This window comes from Microbaculum marinum, assembly GCF_037855135.1.
Taxonomy (GTDB): Bacteria; Pseudomonadota; Alphaproteobacteria; order Rhizobiales; family Tepidamorphaceae; genus Microbaculum; species Microbaculum marinum.
On record NZ_JAZHOF010000003.1, the window covers coordinates 198,246 to 216,858 of the forward strand.

The window sequence follows — 18,613 nt, forward strand, 5'->3', positions numbered from 1 at the left end:
CGGGCGGGCGCTTCATACCGCCCGGGCCAGGACGTAGGATCCGCTCTCGTGCAGGCTCGCCTGCCAGCCCGGCTCGACGACGATGGTGGTCGTCTCCTCCTCGACGACGCAGGGACCTGCAACGACGTCTCCGGCGCCGAGCTTCGCACCGTCGTAGACCGGCGCCTCGATGGTGGTCCCGTCGGCCGAGAAGATCATCGGACGGCGCATGGTCACCGCCGCATCGACGTTGCCCCCTGCGGGAATGGTGGCCAGCCTCGGCTTCTCGACGCGGCCGGAAATGGTGCTTTCGATATTGACCAGTTCCACCGTGCTCTGGCGTTCGGAATAGGTGAACAGTTCCTCGTGGCGACGGTGGAACGCGTCGATGATCGCGGGAAGGTTCTCCTTGTTGAACTCCATGTCGCCCAGTTCGACGGTGCATTCGTGCACCTGCCCGACGTAGCGCATGTCGGCGCTGCGCGAGATCACGATCTGGTCGTCCTCGAATCCGTCATCCTTCAGGTCGGCGATGCCGGTCTCCTCAATCTTCCCATAGAGATCGTGGATCCGGGCGAGCGGCTCGTCGCTGTCCAGCCGGGCCGGATGACCGGCCATGTAGTTGTACTTTACGTCCGAGATGACCTGCCCGTAGGCGCACAGCACCGAGGCGAGCTTGGGGATCACCACCTTGGCGATGCCCATCGTGTCGGCCAGCGAGCAGATGTGCGCCGATGAGGCGCCACCCCCAACGACGAGCACGAAGTCGCGCGGATCGTAGCCGCGTTCGACCGAGACGCGACGGATGCCGTTGACCATGTTGTTGTTGACGATGGTGAAGATGCCGTAGGCGGCCCGCTCCACGGAGATGCCGAGCGGATCGGCGATATGCGTCTTGATCGCCTCGAACGCCTTGTCGCGGTGGATCGGCATCCGCCCGCCGAGCAGTGCCTCCTGATTGACGTAGCCGAGCACGACGTTGGCGTCGGTCACGGTGGGCTCGGTGCCGCCGGTGCCGTAGCAGGCCGGCCCGGGATCTGCACCGGCGCTCTGCGGTCCGACCTGCAGGAGCCCGAGCGAGTCGATCCAGCCGATCGAGCCGCCGCCGGCCCCCAGCGTCTCGACCTGGATCATCGGCACGCCGAGCCGATAGCGCTGGAAGTCGATGCCCTTGGAGATATTGGTGCGGCCGTCCTTGGTCAGCGTGATGTCGAAGGAGGTGCCGCCCATGTCGACGGTTATGACGTTCTGGTCGCCCCAGGGCTCGGTCACGAACAGGCCGGCGCGCGGCGCCGAGGCGGGGCCGGAATTGATCGCGTAGACGGCCCGTCCGGATACCGCCGAGCCAAGGCCGAGGCCGCCGTTCGACTGGTAGTAGCGCACCGGATACTTCGCGCCCATGCTGCGGAAATACCGGTCGACGGAATCCACGTATGTCCGCAGGATCGGTCCCAGATAGGCGTTCAGGATGGTGGTTGACGTCCGGGTGTACTCGCGCACCTGCGGATAGATCTCGCTGCCGATCGAGACGAACATGTCGGGGGCCATCTCGCGGACGATCTCCGCGGCGCGCCGCTCGTGGCTGTTGTCGAGCACCGACCAGACGAAGGACACCGCAACGGCGACGACCCCCTCCTTCTTGAACAGCTCGACCGCGTCGCGCACGTCCTGCTCGCTGAGCGGGGTGCGAACCGTGCCGTTCGAGATGATGCGTTCGCGGATTCCCCGGCGCAGATAGCGCGGCACCAGCTGGGTGGCCGGCGGATAGTTGTGATCGTAGCGGTACCCGTCTTCCTTGTGGCCGAGCCGGATCTCCTGGGAATCCTCGTGGCCTGCGGTGCAGATCAGGCCGACCTTCACTCCCTTGTGCTGGAGCAGCGCGTTCAGCGCTACGGTCGTTCCGTTGATGCACAGGTCGCAATTGGCGACGATATCGCGGATCGGCTCGCCGAGTTCCTCCGACATCAGCGCCAGCCCGTTGGCGATCGCGGCGGTGGGATCCTGCGGCGTCGACGGCGTCTTGAACAGCCGCATCCCGCCGCCGGCGTCGGCCAGCACGAAATCCGTGAACGTGCCGCCGGCATCCACACCGAGCCTGTATTTCGACCGCATTCATTCCTCCTGATAGTCAATTGGGCCCGGAGCGGCCGCCTGTGCGGCCCGCCGCGCTGAACGGTTGGGTGAGGCCTTGGGACTCAGGCGGCCATGCTGCCGCGAAGGGCCTCGGTCGCCGCGTGATCGACCTTGAGGCTAGCTGCGTCGTCGATCACCACGCCGTAGTCCTCGCGGGCGCCCTCGATCGAGACGAGACCGTTGCGCACATCGCTCAGGACCTTCTCGACGGGACGCTCGTAAGCGTCCCCGAAGCCGCCGCCACCGGGATTGTGATTGGCGATGCTCTCGCCGGGATTGACCGTGATGATGGCGTTCTTCTTGACGGTTTCGGTATCGCCGCCCCGATAGATCTCGATGCGCCCGACCTTAGTGTCGATCATATGGCTTTCCGCGCCCTTGGCCCCCATCGCAGGGATCCGACGGCCCTCGCCGAACGCGATGAACATCATCGGCTTGTCGATCGGCTCGACGTGCCAGCACGTTCCCGAACCGCCGCGGTAGTAACCGGCACCGCCGGAATCCGTCATCAGCGAGTAGCGGTGGATGATGATCGGATAGGAGAATTCGAGCAGCTCGATGTCACCGGACTCCAGTGCGCCGAACGCGCATTGCGGGCCGCAGGCGTGCCAGCCGTCCTGATGCGGCGAGGCGCCGGCGCCGGAGATGATCGATGCCAGCACCATGGTGACGTATTCCTCGTCGTGCCGCGTGTCCCAGCCGGCGATGTTGCAGCCGTTGGCGTGCCCCCAGGATGCCGACACCCGGTCCGGCGCGGCCTTTTCGAGCGCCACCCGCACGGCATCCGCGAGCGTCTCGAGCGGCGTCGTCGAGCAGTTGACGTGCGGCGCCGGAATCTTGGCGTTGCACAGGGTTCCCTTGGGGCCCATGTCGAGCGTGAAGCAGCGGTAGAGGCCTTCGTTGTAGGGCGGCGGCACCTGCGCAAACATCATGATGCCCAGGTAGACGCCAGAGTGCGAATTGCCCTCGTAGGAGTTGATGAAGTAGGGAATCTGGGGCGGGCTGTCGATCTTTATGTCGGCGTTGTCGCCCTTGATCGTCACGGTCGCCGTGATCTTGATGTCGCCGAACCCGTGGCCGGCATCCTCCAGCATCGCCTCGCCGACATAGGTTCCGTCCGGGACGCCGCCGATCAGCGAGCGCATGTGCCGATCGGCCATCGCCATCAGTTCGTCGATGCAGGCGCGGACCTCCGCGACGCCGTACTTGTCGAGCAGCGCCAGCAGGTTGCGCTCGCCGATCTGGCAGGCGCCAAGCATCGCGTTGAAGTCGCCCTCCTGGTCGCGCCGGGCGCGCATGTTGGAGAAGATCAGGTTGAGGACATCGTCGCGACGCTTGCCGCGGTCCCAGATCTTGACCGGGGGAATGCGCAGGCCTTCCGCATAGATTTCCTTGGCATCCGGGTTGTAGCTGGCCGGCACCGGGCCGCCGCAGTCCGTCACGTGCCCCTTGCATACCGTCCAGAAGACCAGCTCGCCATCATAGAACACCGGCTTGTACATGCACACGTCGACGATGTGGCTGCCGGCATAGTCGGGGTCGTTGTGCAGGATCACGTCGCCGGGATTGATATCGTCGCCGAAGAACCCGGCAACCGCCTTCATCGCAGCGATCAGCGCGCCGAGATGGATCGGGATGTCCTGGCCCTGCAGGATCATTTCCGGAACGTGGTTGAACAGCGCATTGGAATAGTCGTGGGCGAGGTTGAATACGCTGGAACGGGCGGTCTTCTCGAGCGTCACGGTCATCTCGCGCTGAGTCGTTTCGAGAACGCCGCGCACGACGGAAAGGGTGATCGGATCGACTTTCGCGCTCATGGCAGCCTCCTTGATACCGGACAAGCGAATGCCCACAGTCGGAACGGGCAGTCACGGCGTTGTTTGTGATATGATACACAAAACGTGCCCGTATTCATCCATACCCCACTGCGATCCGCAATACCCGACGGGGACGCCATTTGATCGCGTGGGCAGTGCTGTTCCGGAGACAGAAGATGGCAAGACCGCAGGCGAGACCCACCGTTCGCATCGACGACGGGCGGGTCAAGGCGACCGAATGGGCGTTCGATCCCGGCGCCGAAACCGGCTGGCACGTACACGAGCACGACTACGTGGTGGTGCCCCTGGTCAGCGGCACGCTGAAGATCGAAATGCCCGACGGCACGTCATCGACCGCAGAGTTGACGCAAGGCATCCCCTACGCCCGGAAAGTCGGCGTCGAGCACAACGTCATCAACGACGGCCCGGGCGAGATGCGCTTCCTGGAGGTCGAGATCACGGGGTGACCGGCAAGGAGCCGGATCGGTTGGTATGGCTGGTTGTTCACAATCCGGCCGTTATCCGCCCGTGAATTCAGGTTGCCGTTGAGACCAGTTCCTGGAGATCCTACGATAAGGCCGGATGGACCACGTCCCGTTGCGCCAGCAGATACTTCTGTTTGGCTTGGGTGAATTGTCGCTGTGTCAGTTCGATATCCGGGAGGAGCCGTTGATGCTTGGAAAGCCGTACCTGTTATTGGCGGTGACTGCGCTGCTGCTCTCCCCGGCCTCCGCTTTCGCGGACAAGATCGGACCGACATTTCCGGTGAATACGACCTCCAAGGGATGGCAGGCCAGTCCAGGGATCAGTAGCGCACCCAACGGCCGGTTCCTCTCCGTGTGGCAGTTCAAAGACCGCAAGGTGTTTGCACAGCGCTTCAACAAGAAGGGAATGAAGATCGGTGGCGAGTTCCGGGTCGGCGGGAGCCGTCGCTATGCGTTCTCTCCGGCGATCGCCTACCTGGATGATGGGCGATTTGTGATCGTTTGGATCAGCAAATCAGGCCAGAACGCTGATCGGTACAGAGTGTTCGGTCAACTCTTCGACGGCAGGGGCCAGCCACTCGGATCGCAGTTCAAGATCAACGATGGCTTCAGTGACTTTGTTGAATCGCTGACTGCCGTGGCACTGCCGAATGGACGCTTCGTCGTCGGATGGATCGGGCGCGATACCGACCGGAAGGGCAATCACTGGCATACTGCTTACGGGCAACTCTTCACCAGGAGTGGATCGAAGAGGGGCGACCCGTTTCCTGCATACGGCCCGACGAAAGACCGGCACGCCTTTGATGTTGCCGCTTTCGGCCGGAGATCAAAATTTGTTTTTGTCTATACAAACGAAGAAAAATATTCGTTTGGACAGATTTATAATCGAGACGGGAGCCGTTTTGGCGGTGAATTTCCTCTTGATCTGCGATGCTACAGTTACGACATATCTGTTTCAAGCTTCGGGGCGGACAATTTTATCTTTGGATGCGGCACACGCATAAGAATATTTGATTCCGAGGGGAGCCCGATAGGTCCGGCAAGAACCGTCGATTCCATGGAACTGCCGATAGGATCTCCCGCGATCGCGCCCACACCCGACGGCGGCGCCGTTCTCACGTGGACCGAGATTGAAGAATATAGCCAGAACCGCACTTTCGTTCGTGCCGTGCGTGTTGACGACGCAGGAGAGCCTATCGGCGACTACATACCCGTCGAGGACCGAAGATCGCGCCGATCCGACGTCGTCGGGTTGTCCGACGGGCGCTACGTCATTGTCTGGGAAAACCAGAAACCAAACGAAATCCTGGGGGCCATGTTCGAGTGAGGAGACGTCGCCGCTGCGCTGGGAGACACACAGGGAAACGCTGCGGCTGGAGAGTGATAGCGACGAGGCGTCATGGCCGGTGGCGGCCGTGATCGCCGGTCATCGAGCCCGGCGACCACGATCCGTCTGTCACGCTCGCCTCACCCCCAGATCTCTTCCGAAAGCTCGACGATCTCCCGCAGCTTGGCCCACTGCTGATCCTCCGTCAGGATATTGCCCTCCTCGGTGGAGGCGAAGCCGCATTGCGGGCTCAGGCAGCACTGCTCGAGGTCGACGAACTCGGTGGCTTCCTCGATCCGCCGCTTGACGTCGTCCTTGGCTTCCAGGGTTCCCGACTTGGACGTGATCAGGCCGAGCACCACCTGCTTGTCGCCCTTCGGCATAAAGCGCAGCGGCTCGAAGCCGCCGGCCCGGTCGGTATCGTACTCCAGGAAGTATCCGTCGATATCGACCTCGTTGAACATCACCTCGGCGACCGGCTCGTAGCCGCCCTCCGATATCCAGCTCGACCGGAAATTGCCCCGACAGACATGCATGGTGATCGCCATGTCGTCGGGACGCTCGGCGATCGCATGGTTGATCATGTCCGCATAGATCTTCGGCAGCGCGTCGGGATCGTCTCCGCGTTCGCGGGCCTGCTCGCACTGTTCGGCCGAACACAGATATGCCCAGACCGTATCGTCGAGCTGCAGGTATTTGCAGCCGGCGGCGGCGAACGCGTTCACGGCCTTTCGGTAGGCCGCGGCGGTGTCGGCGAAGAACGTGTCGATGTCGGGATAGATGTCACGGCTGATCGAATTCCGCCCCAGCCGGAAGTGCAGCACCGACGGCGAGGGGATCGTCATCTTCGCCATGACGTTCGTGTTGTCCTTCACGAACTTGAAGTGATCGACGAAGGGATGGGAACTGAAACCGACCCGCCCGGAGATGTTCAGGCTGTGCGCCTTGGTCTGGATACCGTGGAACTGGATCTTCTTCTCGCCCACGACGAGATCGACACCGTCGAGCTGGGTCAGGAAGTCGAAGTGCCACCAGGAACGACGGAACTCGCCGTCGGTGGCGAGCTTCAGACCGACCTCCTCCTGCCTGGCGATGATCTTGCGGATCTCCTGATCCTCGACCGCCGTCAGGTCCTCGGCGGAGATTTCGCCGGCCTCCCGCTTCGCGCGGGCCTCCTTCAGCGGCTGGGTTCGCAGGATCGAACCGACGTGGTCGGCACGGTAGGGCGGTGTGGTTCTCTGCATTGCGTTCCTCCTGTTCGTTGGTTCGTTCTGAATTCACGTCCTGCCGCGCCGTCGCAGCAGCGCCGCGCCGGGAATGAGCTCGAAGGCAGCCTTGTTGCGCAGGGCAAATCGCAGGTTGCGGCTGGCGAGCCGGGCGTGCTCGCGCATGATCGCCTCGGCCCGCGTTCCCTCCCGCCCCTCGATGGCGTCGATGACGCAGCGATGGTGGTCCTGCGCGACGGTCAGCACGGTGCGGGCCTCCGGGAGTTCCGCCTGCACCTTGACGAAGGCGCTCGGCGAGGCGAACGGCAGCGTCGCTGCGCGTTCGACCTGTCGGGCGACGCTGGGGCTGTCGGCGAGGTCCAGCAGCAACCGGTGGAAACGGGCGTTCAACTCCACATAGGCGGGGAACGCATCGGTGCCGGCGTGCGACTGCTCGACCACGGCGTCGAGTTCGGCGAGGCAGTCACGGATCGGCAGCAGGTCGTCGGCGGGGACGCCCCGTTCCGCCGCCAGCCGCGCCGCCAGCCCTTCCAGCGCGCCGCGCACCTCGATGGCATCGAAGACGTCGCGCTCGGAGAACGACCTGACCGCAAAGCCGCCGGACGGTATCGCCTCGAGAAGCCCCTCCTCCTCTAGGCGCACCAGCGCCAGGCGGACGGGGGTGCGCGAGACGCCGAGCCGATCGACCATCGGAAGCTCGGAAATGCGGTCGCCGGGCCTGAGTTCGCCGCCGAGGATGAGGTCGCGCAGCGCCAGTTGCGCCCTGACCGTCTGGGACGGCGAGCGCTCCTCGTCGCGGTCGGCAGACGCGCTCAGTGCCACCTGGAGCTCCGTCGGGAGCGGCACCCCTCGCCTGCAAGCGTCCCCTGCCGGAATGGTCTTCGGCGGGATCCGCGCATGTTGGCGTTAATCGCGCGCAGCATCGGTTTCCTCCCGGAACGCTCTTTTTCAGGCGCTGTATACAGAATGGATACCGGCGCGGAGGCGGTTTCGCAAGCTTCGGCAGCCATTTCCCACGGAGTCCCGCACCGCCACGCCACCCTCTGCGGCGATGACGGGAGCGTGATCGGGGCGGCCGGAGATTTCGATCGGGGTGCCCCGCATTGGTCATCTTTTTTTAGGATTCTGGCGTAGTTTCATTAACCATACCTACATTCCAACGCCGGAGATGCCGTGAAACGGGCCCTTTTCACCCTGATGGGATTGGTTGTCATCGCGATCGTGGTGGTGCTGCTGGCGCCGCTGCTGATCTCCGCGCAGGACGTGCGCAACACGCTGTTCGCGCAGGTGGAGAATGCCACCGGGTACCGGCTGCGGGTGACCGGACCCCTTGATATCTCAGTGTTTCCGGCGCTGAGCCTGGTCGCCGGCGACGTCGGGGTGTCGCAGCAGACGGACGGCGCCTGGGAGGAGTTCGCGACCGCCCAGGAGGTGCGATTCGGCCTGTCGCTGCCCTCCCTTCTGAGCGGAAACGTGCGGATGAGCGAGGTTGCGCTGGTCGCGCCGGTGATCCGCGTCCCGCAGGCGAACGCCGCTGCCATCGCTGTGCCATCGGAGCGTCAGGAGCCTGCCGAGGCGGTGCCGTCGGTGCGCCAGGACGATGCCGCCACGGCGCCGGCGTCCGGCACGGCCTCGCCGGCCGCCGCGCTGCGCAATCTGTCGATCGACGAACTGACCATCATCGACGGGATTCTCGTCCTGCCGGAGTCCGATTCGAGCATCTCGGGCGTCAACCTGACGGCGGCGCTCGCAGCCTACGATGCCCCGCTCAGCCTCGACCTTTCGGCCGTCGTGGACGGCCGGCCGGTGTCGGCGAAAGGGACCGTGGAGGCGTTCGGTCCGTTCCTGGAAGGCGCGGCCCAGCCGGTGACGCTTACGTTAACGGCAGACGGCGTCCTGGCGCAGGAGCTGACCGTCTCGGGCACCGCCCTGTATACAGGCGAGCGCTTCGCCTTCGACCCGTTCACGGCGACCGCCGGCGACAGCGCCTTCGGCGGCTCGGTGTCGGGCGACCTGTCCGGCGAGGTGCCGGTCATCACCGCCAGCCTGAACGGCGAGCGGATCGACCTCGATGCCCTGCTCGCCCCGGCTGGCGGCAGGAAGGGTCGCGGCACTGGAGGCGACAAGGCGGACGGGACGGCGGCGGACGGGACGGCGGCCGACGCGTCGGCCGGCGTCCAGGCGCCGACCTCGGCCGGCGATCCGATCGACGTCTCGGCACTGTCGAGCGTCCGGGCGAGGGTCGACGTGTCGCTGTCGAACCTGATCGCCTCGGGCATCGCGGTGTCGCCGCTGGTCGCGAACCTCTCGGTCGGCGACGGCAAGGCCGACGTGGTCGCCGACCTGATCGGCATCGGCGGCGCCTCGGGGGCGGGCTCGGTCTCGCTCGACGCGACGCAGGACAGCCCCTACCTCTCCGGCAAGCTGCGCATTTCCGACGTCGACTTGGCCCGCGCCGCGGCGCTGGCCGGCAAGGACCTTCCGGTCACCGGCATCGCCACGGCCGACGTCGCCTTCGCCACGGCGGGCAAGACGGTGGAGGAGATGCAGGCGCGCCTCAACGCCACCGGCTCGGCCTCGCTGGCGGACGGCTCGGTGGTGGTGCCGGAACTCGCCGCGGCGCTCGGCGGCGACGCCGGCCCCGACGGGACGATCTCCGGCATCAACGTCACCGCCGCCTTCGAGGACCTGGTCAAGCCGGTCTCGATCGACGGCAGCGCGGTGTGGCGCGGCGAACGCTTCGACCTCGACGCGACCGGCGACGTGCGCGGCATCCTGGCCGGGCAGACCTCGGCCATCAACGTCACTGCCGCCTCGCCGCGCGTCTCGGCCGGCTTCACCGGCAACGTCAACGCGGCCGGCCGCGGCGACGGCCGCATCTCCCTGGAAACCGCCTCGCTGACCGGGCTGATGCGCTGGCTCGGCCAGCAGCCGGCCTGGCAGTCGGGCTTCGAGACCTTCGCCATCAACGGCCGGCTGGCGGTCTCCGAGACCGCCGTCTCGTTCGAGGACACCAACGTCATCCTCGACGAATCGCGCGGCACCGGCGCCGGCCGGATCACGCTCGGCGCCAAGCCGACCGTGGAGGCGCGGCTCAACCTGGAGATCCTCGACATCAACCCCTATCTCGGCGCCGCCGCGAATTCCGGCCAGGCGGCCGGGCAGGCGTCGCCCGCGCCGGCCCCTGGCGGCGCCCCGCAGGCCGGCTGGGATACCGCGCCCATCGACTTCTCGGCGCTGAACGCGCTCAACGCCGACCTGGCGCTCGACGTCGGCCGGCTCGTCTACAAGGACATCGAGGCCGGCCCGGTCGCCATCACCGCGACGATCGACGGCGGCAGGCTGAACGCGGAACTGGCCAACCTGGCGCTCTACGAGGGCGCCGGCGCCGGATCGCTGACCGTCGATGCCGGCGGCAAGACGCCGAGCCAGGCCTTCAAATTCACGCTGCAGGACCTGAACGCCTATCCGTTCCTGTCGGACGCCGCGGGCTTCACCCGCATCGAGGGCACCGGCGCCATCGCCGTCGACCTGACCGCAAGCGGCGCCAGCCAGGCGGCGATCGTCTCGGCGCTGAACGGCACCGCCTCGTTCCGGTTCACCGACGGCGCGATCCGCGGCATCAACGTCGCCAAGATGGTCCGCAACCTCGCCTCCGGCACCCTGTCGGGCTGGCAGCAGGGCGAGGCCGAGAAGACCGACTTCGCCGCGCTCGGCGCGAGCTTCAGGGTGACGAACGGCCAGGCGGTGACCGACGACCTGCACCTGGTCGGTCCGCTGGTGCGCGTCGCGGGCTCGGGCAGCGTCGACATGCCGGCGCAGGCGATCAACTTCAAGGTCGACCCGAAGGTGGTGGCGAGCCTCGAGGGCCAGGGCTCGGAGAAGGACCTGGAGGGCCTCGGCGTGCCGGTCATCGTCTCGGGCCCGTGGTCGTCGCCGCGCATCTATCCCGACATCGCCGGCATCCTGCAGGACCCGCAGGCCGCCTACGACCAGCTGCGCAAGATCGGCGGCGGCCTGTTCAACCTGCCGGGCGGCGGAACGGGCGGCAGCGGGGGCGGCGATCTGGTGTCCGGCATCGACCAGCAGCTGAAAGAGAAGACCGGCCTGTCGATCGACGACATCCTGAAGGACGGCAAGGTCGACCAGGACGCCCTGCAGCAGGGCGTCGTGACGGGGCTGCAGCAGCTTCTGCAGAGCCAGCAGGGCGGCCAGCCCCAGGGCGGCCAGCCGGGCTCCGGTCAGCCACAAGGTGGTCAGCCGCAAGGGGGCCTGCAGGGGACGCTGCAGCAGTTCCTGCAAAGTGGCCAGATTCCGGGAGGCCAGCCGCAAGGTGGCCAGCCCCAGGGAGGCCAGCCTCAGGCCGCGCTGAGCCCGGATCAGCTACAGGGCGCTCCTCAGGGCGGGCAGGCCACCAGCGACGTGACCGGCGCGATCCCCCTGCCCCGGCCCGACCCGAGGACCCAGCCCAAGGCGGCGAAGGGGGACGGGCAGACGGCGGCCCCGAAGCAGAATGCCAGGCAGCAGCCGGAGGGCGGGCAGACGGGCGATGGGCAGAGGGGCGATGGGCCGAAGACCGGTACCGGCGCCGATGCGGCCGATGGCACCGAGGGCGGCGGCCAGGGCGGCAGGAAGAGCAGGAAGGCCGATGGCGGGGCGCCGCAGGGGGAGCAGAGCGGCGGGCAGCAGGCGGGGGATCAGCAGGCGGCACCGGAGGAGTTGGATGCGGAAGATGTGGCGAAGCAGCTGTTGCAGGGATTGTTTGGAAATCAATAGCATTTCAATACACTCTGGACTATTCTTAATAAATTCTCGCGTGCTGAGATCCTAACTCAAGTCATGAGAGACCGCAATGAAACGACTTATTTTTGGGACAGCATTATTATCCGCGCTATATACTGGCGCTTATGCGCAAGACGAATTTGTAGTAGGAATACCCTCCCCGCCAGATCAAACCACAACGGTTTTCATAGATAGCCTTACCAAATCTCCCCATTTATCTGAGATCGGTATTTCCATAAAGACCGCTAGCATACAAAATTATTCCATTCCAGATAATTACAAAGACGCCCTAATTTCTGGGGAGTTTGATTTTGCCTTTTATTCTACAGAGATAATCAGTGCTTTTTCTGAGCTCGAACTTCCTTACGCCAAATTTTTGGACCTGCCACTAATTGCGTCAGATACCGCCGAGATGGCGTCCATACAGAACTCTCAATATGGCGACGTTGTAGTGGCAGAGATCGGACAGACCGGCGTACTTCCACTCGCGTTCTGGTACCGTCCGACAACGCAACTCATTTCAACTTCCCAGATCGATTCCGCAAAACAATTTGCTGGAATGAAAGTCATCGCAAAGGACGCGCTCGCTTCAGACTTGATTGAGGAATTCGGTGCATCCGCAAGTACGCTACCCCAAAGTGAGTCAATACTTGCATTGCAGAGAGGGGCGTTTGAAGCTGCAGAATGGTCCCCATATGGCTCGACTGACAGCAAATATTGGGGTTCTGTCGCAAAATCCGCGATCGTCGATTTCCGAATGCCTTCTGGCTTTTTTGTTGTACATCAAGATCTTTGGGTTTCACTAACGGAGCAACAGCGAGTTGCGTTTAGGGCAGCCATCTCCGAAGCCGAACTCGCTGCACAGGAATCTCGAGATGAGTTATCTTTGGAGACAGTTGCCGATCTACGGACAAATGGCATAAAAGTTCTGGAGTTTTCTGATCCTCATTTCTCGAATAGAAATGATATCTGGAACGCAGTGGTTCAGACGTGGCTTAAACAAGGCTTGAAAGATGGCCCGGCGGCGTTAGAGTTATATTATTCTACAATTCGCTCTATTCCTGAGAATATTGAAAAGCGGGGAGATATAATCCCTAATATCGATGAATCTTCCCCTATATATTTCGCTTCTGATCGCAAGAGGGAAAATGCTCGCGACTTGGAAAGAGGATATGGGCTACGGACAGGAGGAGTACCACCGTTTTCCTGTGGAAAAGTATCTTATGTGGAAAAACCTACCAGGTCCCTGGGCAGGGTTTACGCGGATCTAATAGAACTAGATGGGTCCCTGCTTGAAGATTATGCTTCATGCGTTAACGCAATAAGTAGATCTGCAAATACATTTGACGGTGAAGTGAATATATATATATTCATGGATATTGGAATACTATGCCCTCAGCAATAAAACGCGGATTATCCATTAAAGCTGATTTAGGTATTAGGTCTCCATTGGTTGTTTGGTGCTGGCCGTCAATGGGGGACAACCCCGGCTATAATTATGATAGCGAGAGCGTGGAATGGACACGATATAACTTTTTGGCATTTATAGATTCATTGTTGAGTTCTAATTTAATTAAATCCGTTAACGTAATATCCCATAGTATGGGAGGTCGATTAGGAATCGCCTCATACGAATCCTTTCGAAATTCCCCGGAGAAATTGCGTAATATTGTATTCGTGGCGCCTGATGTGCCTCAATCCACTTTTTCGCAGAGATCTCAATTTTATGCAAATATTGGGCGACTAAAGACCCTTTATGCTGGAAAAATGGACAAAGCGCTTCTCGTTTCACAGGCAATTAACGGTGAAACACGGGCAGGAATTGGGGGCCGATCCCTACTCATAATGCCGGACTTTGAAAGCATAGATATCACGGTTTATCGATCTTGTACAAATAAATCATACTCATGCGTTTGAACTACCCGAGGCGATCGATGACCTTAAGAAACTGCTTGCGACTGGTCAGTCTGCACGAGCCCGGGGTCTTGAAGAACAAGAGCGGGCCGGAATGGCCTTTTGGTTATTAAGTCCCTATGATTGAAAAATTGTTTTTAGATTTTCTTTCTATTTCATCGACCTTTCCGCTGGGGATCTGACAACCTCCGAGGACGGGCCAACGGCTTATTTTACTGACCTCACCTCTAATGAGGCAGCATATTCGGGCGCCAGGAGCGAACGGCAGTGAGCGGACGGTGAGCCGGAGTCCAGCGTGACGATTCGCCGAAAGCACAAATTTTTGGCAGTGGGTGATGGTGCGGCTCGCCCTCGTGGTTCGAGACGCGGGCTTTGCCCGCTCCTCACCATGAGGGCTATTTCTGTGCTTGAGGAGGCGCAGCGACGCGGCGGCTTCGCCGGGTCTTGGCGCCGGGTCCCGGAGCAGGTCCGGGACTTAGTTGGTGCTGTGGGCAGGCGTTTCACCATACGACGGGCCTACGCCCCGGCCTTGAGCCGGGGTCCAGCGTGAAGACGGGCCGAAGGCGCCGTTTTTGTGCGGTGAGTGATGGTTCGGGACGCCCTCGTGGGTCGGGACGCGGGCTTTGCCCGCCCTCACCATGAGGGCTATTTCTGTGGTTGGGGAGGCGCAGGGACAGCGGCGGCTTCGCCTGGGTGTTGCGCTGGGTCCCGGATCAAGTCCGGGACGTAGTCGGTGCCGGGGGCAGGCGTTTTGCCATCCGACGAATGTACGCCCCGGCCTTGAGCCGGGGTCCAGCGTGACGAGCGGCCGGAGGCGCCGCTTTCTGGCGGCGGGGGATGCTGTGCGGGGCGCCGTCGTGGGTCGGGATGCGGGCTGCGGCCGTCCTCACCGTGAGGGCTTTTCTTGTGGTTGGAGATGCGCTGGGACAGCGGCGGCTTCGCCGGGGCTTTGCGCTGGGTCCCGGATCAGGTCCGGGACTTAGTTGGTGCCGGGGGCAGGCGTTTTGTCAGACGACGGGCATACGCCCCGGCCTTGAGCCGGGGTCCAGCGTGAAGACGGGCCGAAGGCGCCGTTTATTTGGCTGCGGGGGATGCTGTGCGGGGCGCCGTCGTGGGTCGAGACGCGGGCTTTGCCCGCCCTCACCATGAGGGCTATTTCTGTGCTTGGGGAGGCGCGAGTGTCCGGACCGGCGGGGGAGAGGCTCCCGCGCGGTCCGGGGTGGCGCCGGCGACGGGCGTCGGCGCCAGGGTGTGTCGTCCGGCCGCGTCAGCGGTAGACGTGGACGATCTGACGCGTCTGCGGGTCGATCAGCACGGGCTGGCCATTCACGTAGACGTACTCGTACTGGTAGTCCGGCACCTGGTAGAGGGCGACGTCCTGCGGCACCTGGGCGCCGACCACGACCTCGCCGTCGAGGTAGACCGGGTCGACCCGGTTCTGCGTCACGTAGGTGCGCACCTGGTCGGGCGGGGTGGCCGCCGCGCCCAAGCCCGCGCCGACGACGCCGCCGACCGCCGCGCCGACCGGGCCGCCGATCAGGGCGCCGGTGATGGCGCCGCCGGCCGCGCCGACCGTGGCGTTGGTGGCCTGGTCGTCATAGCTGACGGTCGGCACGCTGGCCGAGGCCGGCAGCTGGGCGACCGGGCTGGCGTTGCCGCTCATGTTGGTCATCAGGTAGTCGGAATAGGCCCAGCCGGTGGTGCCGTTGTAGGCGACCTGGCACCATTTGGAGCCCTGCATGCAGCCGTTCACGGTCGCCGCAGAGTTGTTGTCGATGACGCCGACGACGGGATACTGCGGGCCGGGGCCGGAGCGGATGTTGAGATCCGTGGTGGCCGTGGCGTTGAAGCTGGCGAGGGCGGCCGAGCTCATCATCAGGCCGGCGCCGAGCGCCAGCGCGGTGGTGCGAAGACGCTTCTTCGCGGGCATGGTGTTGGTGCGGGTATGGTTCATGACCATCTCCTTTCGGTTACAGGGCTACTGAGTGTCCCCGGCCGGCGTCCTGCGCCGGACCTCGGCAGACAAACAGATGCCGGCGGCACCGGTTCCGGCCCAATATGTGACGATGTCGCGGCATTCGTGCGGAGCCTGTAACCGGCGGGGAAACCGCCGGGGGGAACCGCCGGGGGAAGCGCCAGGGGAACCGATCGCGCGCAATGCCGTTGTATCGGCCAACGGAGGCGCACTGGGCCCGCATGTGAGGGCCTCGCCGAGCGGACCGCGCAGGCGCCGCCTCCAAGCGTTTCACCTCGAGCGGGCCGCACGCCGGCCGGCGCAGACGAAGGAGAGTATCGATATGGTCCACAGGCCCGAAGAGGAGCGCCCCGCCGTCGTCGAACGCCGCTCGCGCGGCGGCGCCGGATGGTTCATCGCCGGCGCCCTGCTGATCGTCATCGTCGGCGCCATATGGCTCTACAACGAGGGAATCCTGTCGGGCGGCGACGTCGACGTCGACGTGACCGCGCCGACCGTCAACAACGGCGCGCCAGCCGATACGACGCCGCCCGCCGCGGACGCGACGCCGCCGGCGACCGAGCCGGCGCCCGCGACGGAGACGCCGCCCGCGCAGTAATTGCGGATGGACTTGATCCCCGGATTTCGCTTCGCTGCATCCGGGCTACGGGCAATGCCGTGTAGCCTGGATGGAGCGGAGCGCAGTCCGGGACCGGCCTATTTCCCCATGAGGGGGGTTGTGCCGTCCCAGTCGGGCGGCGGCGGCGCCTTCACAAAGGCCCGGCAGCGCTCGATCAGCAGCCGCGACGGCGGATCACCGCCGGGGCGCCCCTCTCCGCCGGAACGTGCCGCGTCGGCCTTGCGGAAGAAGCCGATGGCGGTCTCAAAGTCGCCCCAGGAATAGCAGGCGAGCCCCTCCTCGTAGAGCGCGGCCCACTGGGGCATGTCGGCTCCCTCCTCCGCCATTCCCAAGAGCTCGTAGATCGCGGTGCCGCCGGCGCGGCCGTAGACGGCGACCTTGTCGAGCCGGCGCGCCACGATCGCCTCGCCGGCCAGCTCGCGGGTGCGCTCGCCGATCAGGATCGCGGTGCCGTAGAGCTTGGAGGCGCCCTCCAGGCGGCTGGCGACGTTGACGGGGTCGCCGATCACCGTGTAGTTGAGCCGCCGCTCCGAGCCGATGTTGCCGACCAGCACGGTTCCCGTGTTGATGCCGATGCGCATGGCAAGCGGCCGGCCGCGGTCGTCGGCGATGCCGTTCTCGCGCACCGCCCGGTAGGCGTTCAGCGCCGCCCGGCAGGCATCGCGGGCGTGCCCGGCATTGTCGTGCGGGGCGCCCCAGAACGCCATCACCGCATCGCCGATGAACTTGTCGACGGTGCCGCGCTGGGCCTGGATCTCGTTCGACATGGCGTCGAGATAGCGCCCCAGCACCGGCACCACCTCCTCGCCGAGGCGCTCCGACAGGCCGGTGAAGCCCTCGATGTCGGCGAACAGGATGGTCAGCTCGCGCCGCGCGCCGCCGGGCCTGGCCTCGATGCCGTCGTGGACGAGGATGCGCACCAGGTCGGCCGGCAGGTACTTGCGGAACGCCGACAGCCCGCCGGCCATGCGGTGGATGGCGCCCGACAGCTCGTCGAGCTCGGCGAGCCGCGAGCGGTGGTAGCGGACGTTCTCCAGCTCGAAGCGCTCGATGTGGTTAAGCTCGCCGGCGACCGTGCCGAGGGGGCCGGCGATCCAGCGGCGGCCGAGCCAGGCGGCGAGCCCGGCCGCCGCCACCACCAGCGCCAGCATGCCGACCACCAGCCGCCGCATGGTGCGCTCGATCGGCCCGAGGAACTCGCGCTCCGGGATGACGGTCGCCAGCGTCCAGCCGGCATAGGCGAGCGGCGTCAGCGTGACACCGTAGGCCTCGCCGTCGTCGCCGGTGACGCGCATCTCGCGCTGGTTCTTCATGCGCGTCGCCCCGGCCGGCATCGGCGCCATCGCGTCGGCGATCGCCCGCCTGGCCACCGCCAGCAGCCCCGGCGTCAGGTCGAAGCGGGTGCCCATCAGCTCGTCTGCCTTCGGGTCCGGCACCGCGATCGGATCGCCGCGCGGCGTCAGGATGAAGGCCGCCCCGCTCTGGCCGACCTCGAGCCCGGCCAGGAAGCGCGACAGCCGGTCGTGCTCGATCATCACCGCCAGCACCGCCTCGGTGCGGGTGAACACCTGGACGGGGCCGGCGAAGACCAGCGCCGGGCGCGGCCCGGTCGGGTGGTCGACGACGTCGACCCAGTGCGGCCCGTCGCGCCCGATCGTGGTCAGGAACCAGGGCTGGTCGGTCGACAGGAAATCCGACGGCTCGAAGACCCGCTCGCGGAACTCGATGTCGTTGGGATAGACCTGGTAGCGGTCGACGCGGCGGGTGCGCGCGCCGTCCACACTATCGATCTCCATCATCTCCAGCTGCTCGTCGCCGAGCTTGTGGGCGGCGAAGAAGTCGCCGTCCGGCCAGCCGAGCGCGATCCACGAGATCGACGGCTGCGCCTGCAATTGCGACAGGAACACGAACTCGCGCTTGTCGGCCTCGCGCGTGCCGAGCACGGAGTTGTAGAACAGCGTGCGGATCGCCCAGTAGGCCGAGCGGCCCTGGGTGGCGATGTCCTGGATCTCGTCCTCGACGGCGGAGACGATCTGGGCGTTGATGGTGGCGGCGAGCTGCCGCGAACTGGTCTGCGCGGCCCGCCACCACAGCGCGTTGACGATCACCGCGGTGACGGCGATCGACACCACCACGAAGGCCGTCAGGGCCAGACGCACGCCGATGCGCATGAAGGCGGTGCTCCGCGAGGGGCTTCAAGTCGGGGCGGTCAGTGTCGGGGAATTCGGGGGGGAATGCGAGGGGGTGGGGGTAAGACCGCTGTGTAGATAGGCCGGATAGCGACCTTGAACGAATGGCCGTAGTTGGGCCGAAAGGGGAATGGCGGCTTCGGAGAGGCAAAACGCGATAGCAGACC

General features: G+C 64.7%; 12 protein-coding genes. 6 read left to right on the forward strand and 6 right to left on the reverse strand.

What is annotated here, in order from left to right; translation table 11 throughout:
• Nucleotides 1–12: 12 nt before the first annotated feature.
• Nucleotides 13–2,091, reverse strand: coding sequence for a caprolactamase subunit alpha (capA, locus tag V3328_RS08060; protein ID WP_340329125.1), 2,079 nt, complete (start codon nucleotides 2,089–2,091; stop codon nucleotides 13–15).
• A gap of 83 nt (nucleotides 2,092–2,174) precedes the next feature.
• Nucleotides 2,175–3,929, reverse strand: coding sequence for a caprolactamase subunit beta (gene capB / locus V3328_RS08065; protein ID WP_340329126.1), 1,755 nt, complete (start codon nucleotides 3,927–3,929; stop codon nucleotides 2,175–2,177).
• A gap of 176 nt (nucleotides 3,930–4,105) precedes the next feature.
• On the opposite strand from capB, the gene V3328_RS08070 reads away from it, so the two are divergent.
• Together V3328_RS08070 and V3328_RS08075 are read left to right on the forward strand one after the other, a co-directional pair.
• Nucleotides 4,106–4,396 carry a cupin domain-containing protein gene (locus tag V3328_RS08070; protein ID WP_340329127.1) on the forward strand — a complete coding sequence of 97 codons (291 nt, stop codon included), beginning with the start codon at nucleotides 4,106–4,108 and terminating at the stop codon, nucleotides 4,394–4,396.
• A 115-nt stretch (nucleotides 4,397–4,511) separates the two neighbouring features.
• Nucleotides 4,512–5,741, forward strand: a complete 1,230-nt coding sequence (locus tag V3328_RS08075) for a hypothetical protein (protein WP_340329128.1) — start codon at nucleotides 4,512–4,514, stop codon at nucleotides 5,739–5,741.
• 140 nt (nucleotides 5,742–5,881) lie between these two features.
• Here the strand turns inward: V3328_RS08075 and V3328_RS08080 are convergent, their stop codons facing one another.
• Entirely contained in the window at nucleotides 5,882–6,985 is a 1,104-nt protein-coding gene (locus V3328_RS08080) for a 5-methyltetrahydropteroyltriglutamate--homocysteine S-methyltransferase (protein ID WP_340329129.1), read from the reverse strand.
• 33 nt (nucleotides 6,986–7,018) lie between these two features.
• A complete protein-coding gene (locus tag V3328_RS08085) occupies nucleotides 7,019–7,783 on the reverse strand; it encodes a GntR family transcriptional regulator (protein ID WP_340329501.1) in 765 nt (254 codons plus the stop codon).
• Nucleotides 7,784–8,140: 357 nt separating this feature from the next.
• Between V3328_RS08085 and V3328_RS08090 the strand changes: the two genes are divergently transcribed.
• From V3328_RS08090 to V3328_RS26575, 3 genes are all read left to right on the forward strand, one after another.
• Nucleotides 8,141–11,743: an AsmA family protein gene (locus V3328_RS08090; protein WP_340329130.1), complete on the forward strand. Its 3,603-nt coding sequence runs from the start codon at nucleotides 8,141–8,143 to the stop codon at nucleotides 11,741–11,743.
• Between the two features lie 76 nt (nucleotides 11,744–11,819).
• Entirely contained in the window at nucleotides 11,820–13,154 is a 1,335-nt protein-coding gene (locus V3328_RS08095) for a TRAP transporter substrate-binding protein (RefSeq protein ID WP_340329131.1), read from the forward strand.
• Nucleotides 13,139–13,666 carry an alpha/beta fold hydrolase gene (locus V3328_RS26575; protein ID WP_378758920.1) on the forward strand — a complete coding sequence of 176 codons (528 nt, stop codon included), beginning with the start codon at nucleotides 13,139–13,141 and terminating at the stop codon, nucleotides 13,664–13,666. The genes V3328_RS08095 and V3328_RS26575 overlap by 16 nt, the downstream gene beginning before the upstream one ends.
• 1,264 nt (nucleotides 13,667–14,930) lie before the next feature.
• On the opposite strand, the gene V3328_RS08100 is transcribed toward V3328_RS26575, so the two are convergent.
• Nucleotides 14,931–15,617, reverse strand: a complete 687-nt coding sequence (locus tag V3328_RS08100; protein ID WP_340329132.1) for a DUF1236 domain-containing protein — start codon at nucleotides 15,615–15,617, stop codon at nucleotides 14,931–14,933.
• A 343-nt stretch (nucleotides 15,618–15,960) separates the two neighbouring features.
• On the opposite strand from V3328_RS08100, the gene V3328_RS08105 reads away from it, so the two are divergent.
• A complete protein-coding gene (locus V3328_RS08105; RefSeq protein ID WP_340329133.1) occupies nucleotides 15,961–16,236 on the forward strand; it encodes a hypothetical protein in 276 nt (91 codons plus the stop codon).
• Between the two features lie 98 nt (nucleotides 16,237–16,334).
• Here the strand turns inward: V3328_RS08105 and V3328_RS08110 are convergent, their stop codons facing one another.
• Nucleotides 16,335–18,428, reverse strand: a complete 2,094-nt coding sequence (locus tag V3328_RS08110) for an adenylate/guanylate cyclase domain-containing protein (RefSeq protein WP_340329134.1) — start codon at nucleotides 18,426–18,428, stop codon at nucleotides 16,335–16,337.
• Nucleotides 18,429–18,613: the final 185 nt, after the last annotated feature.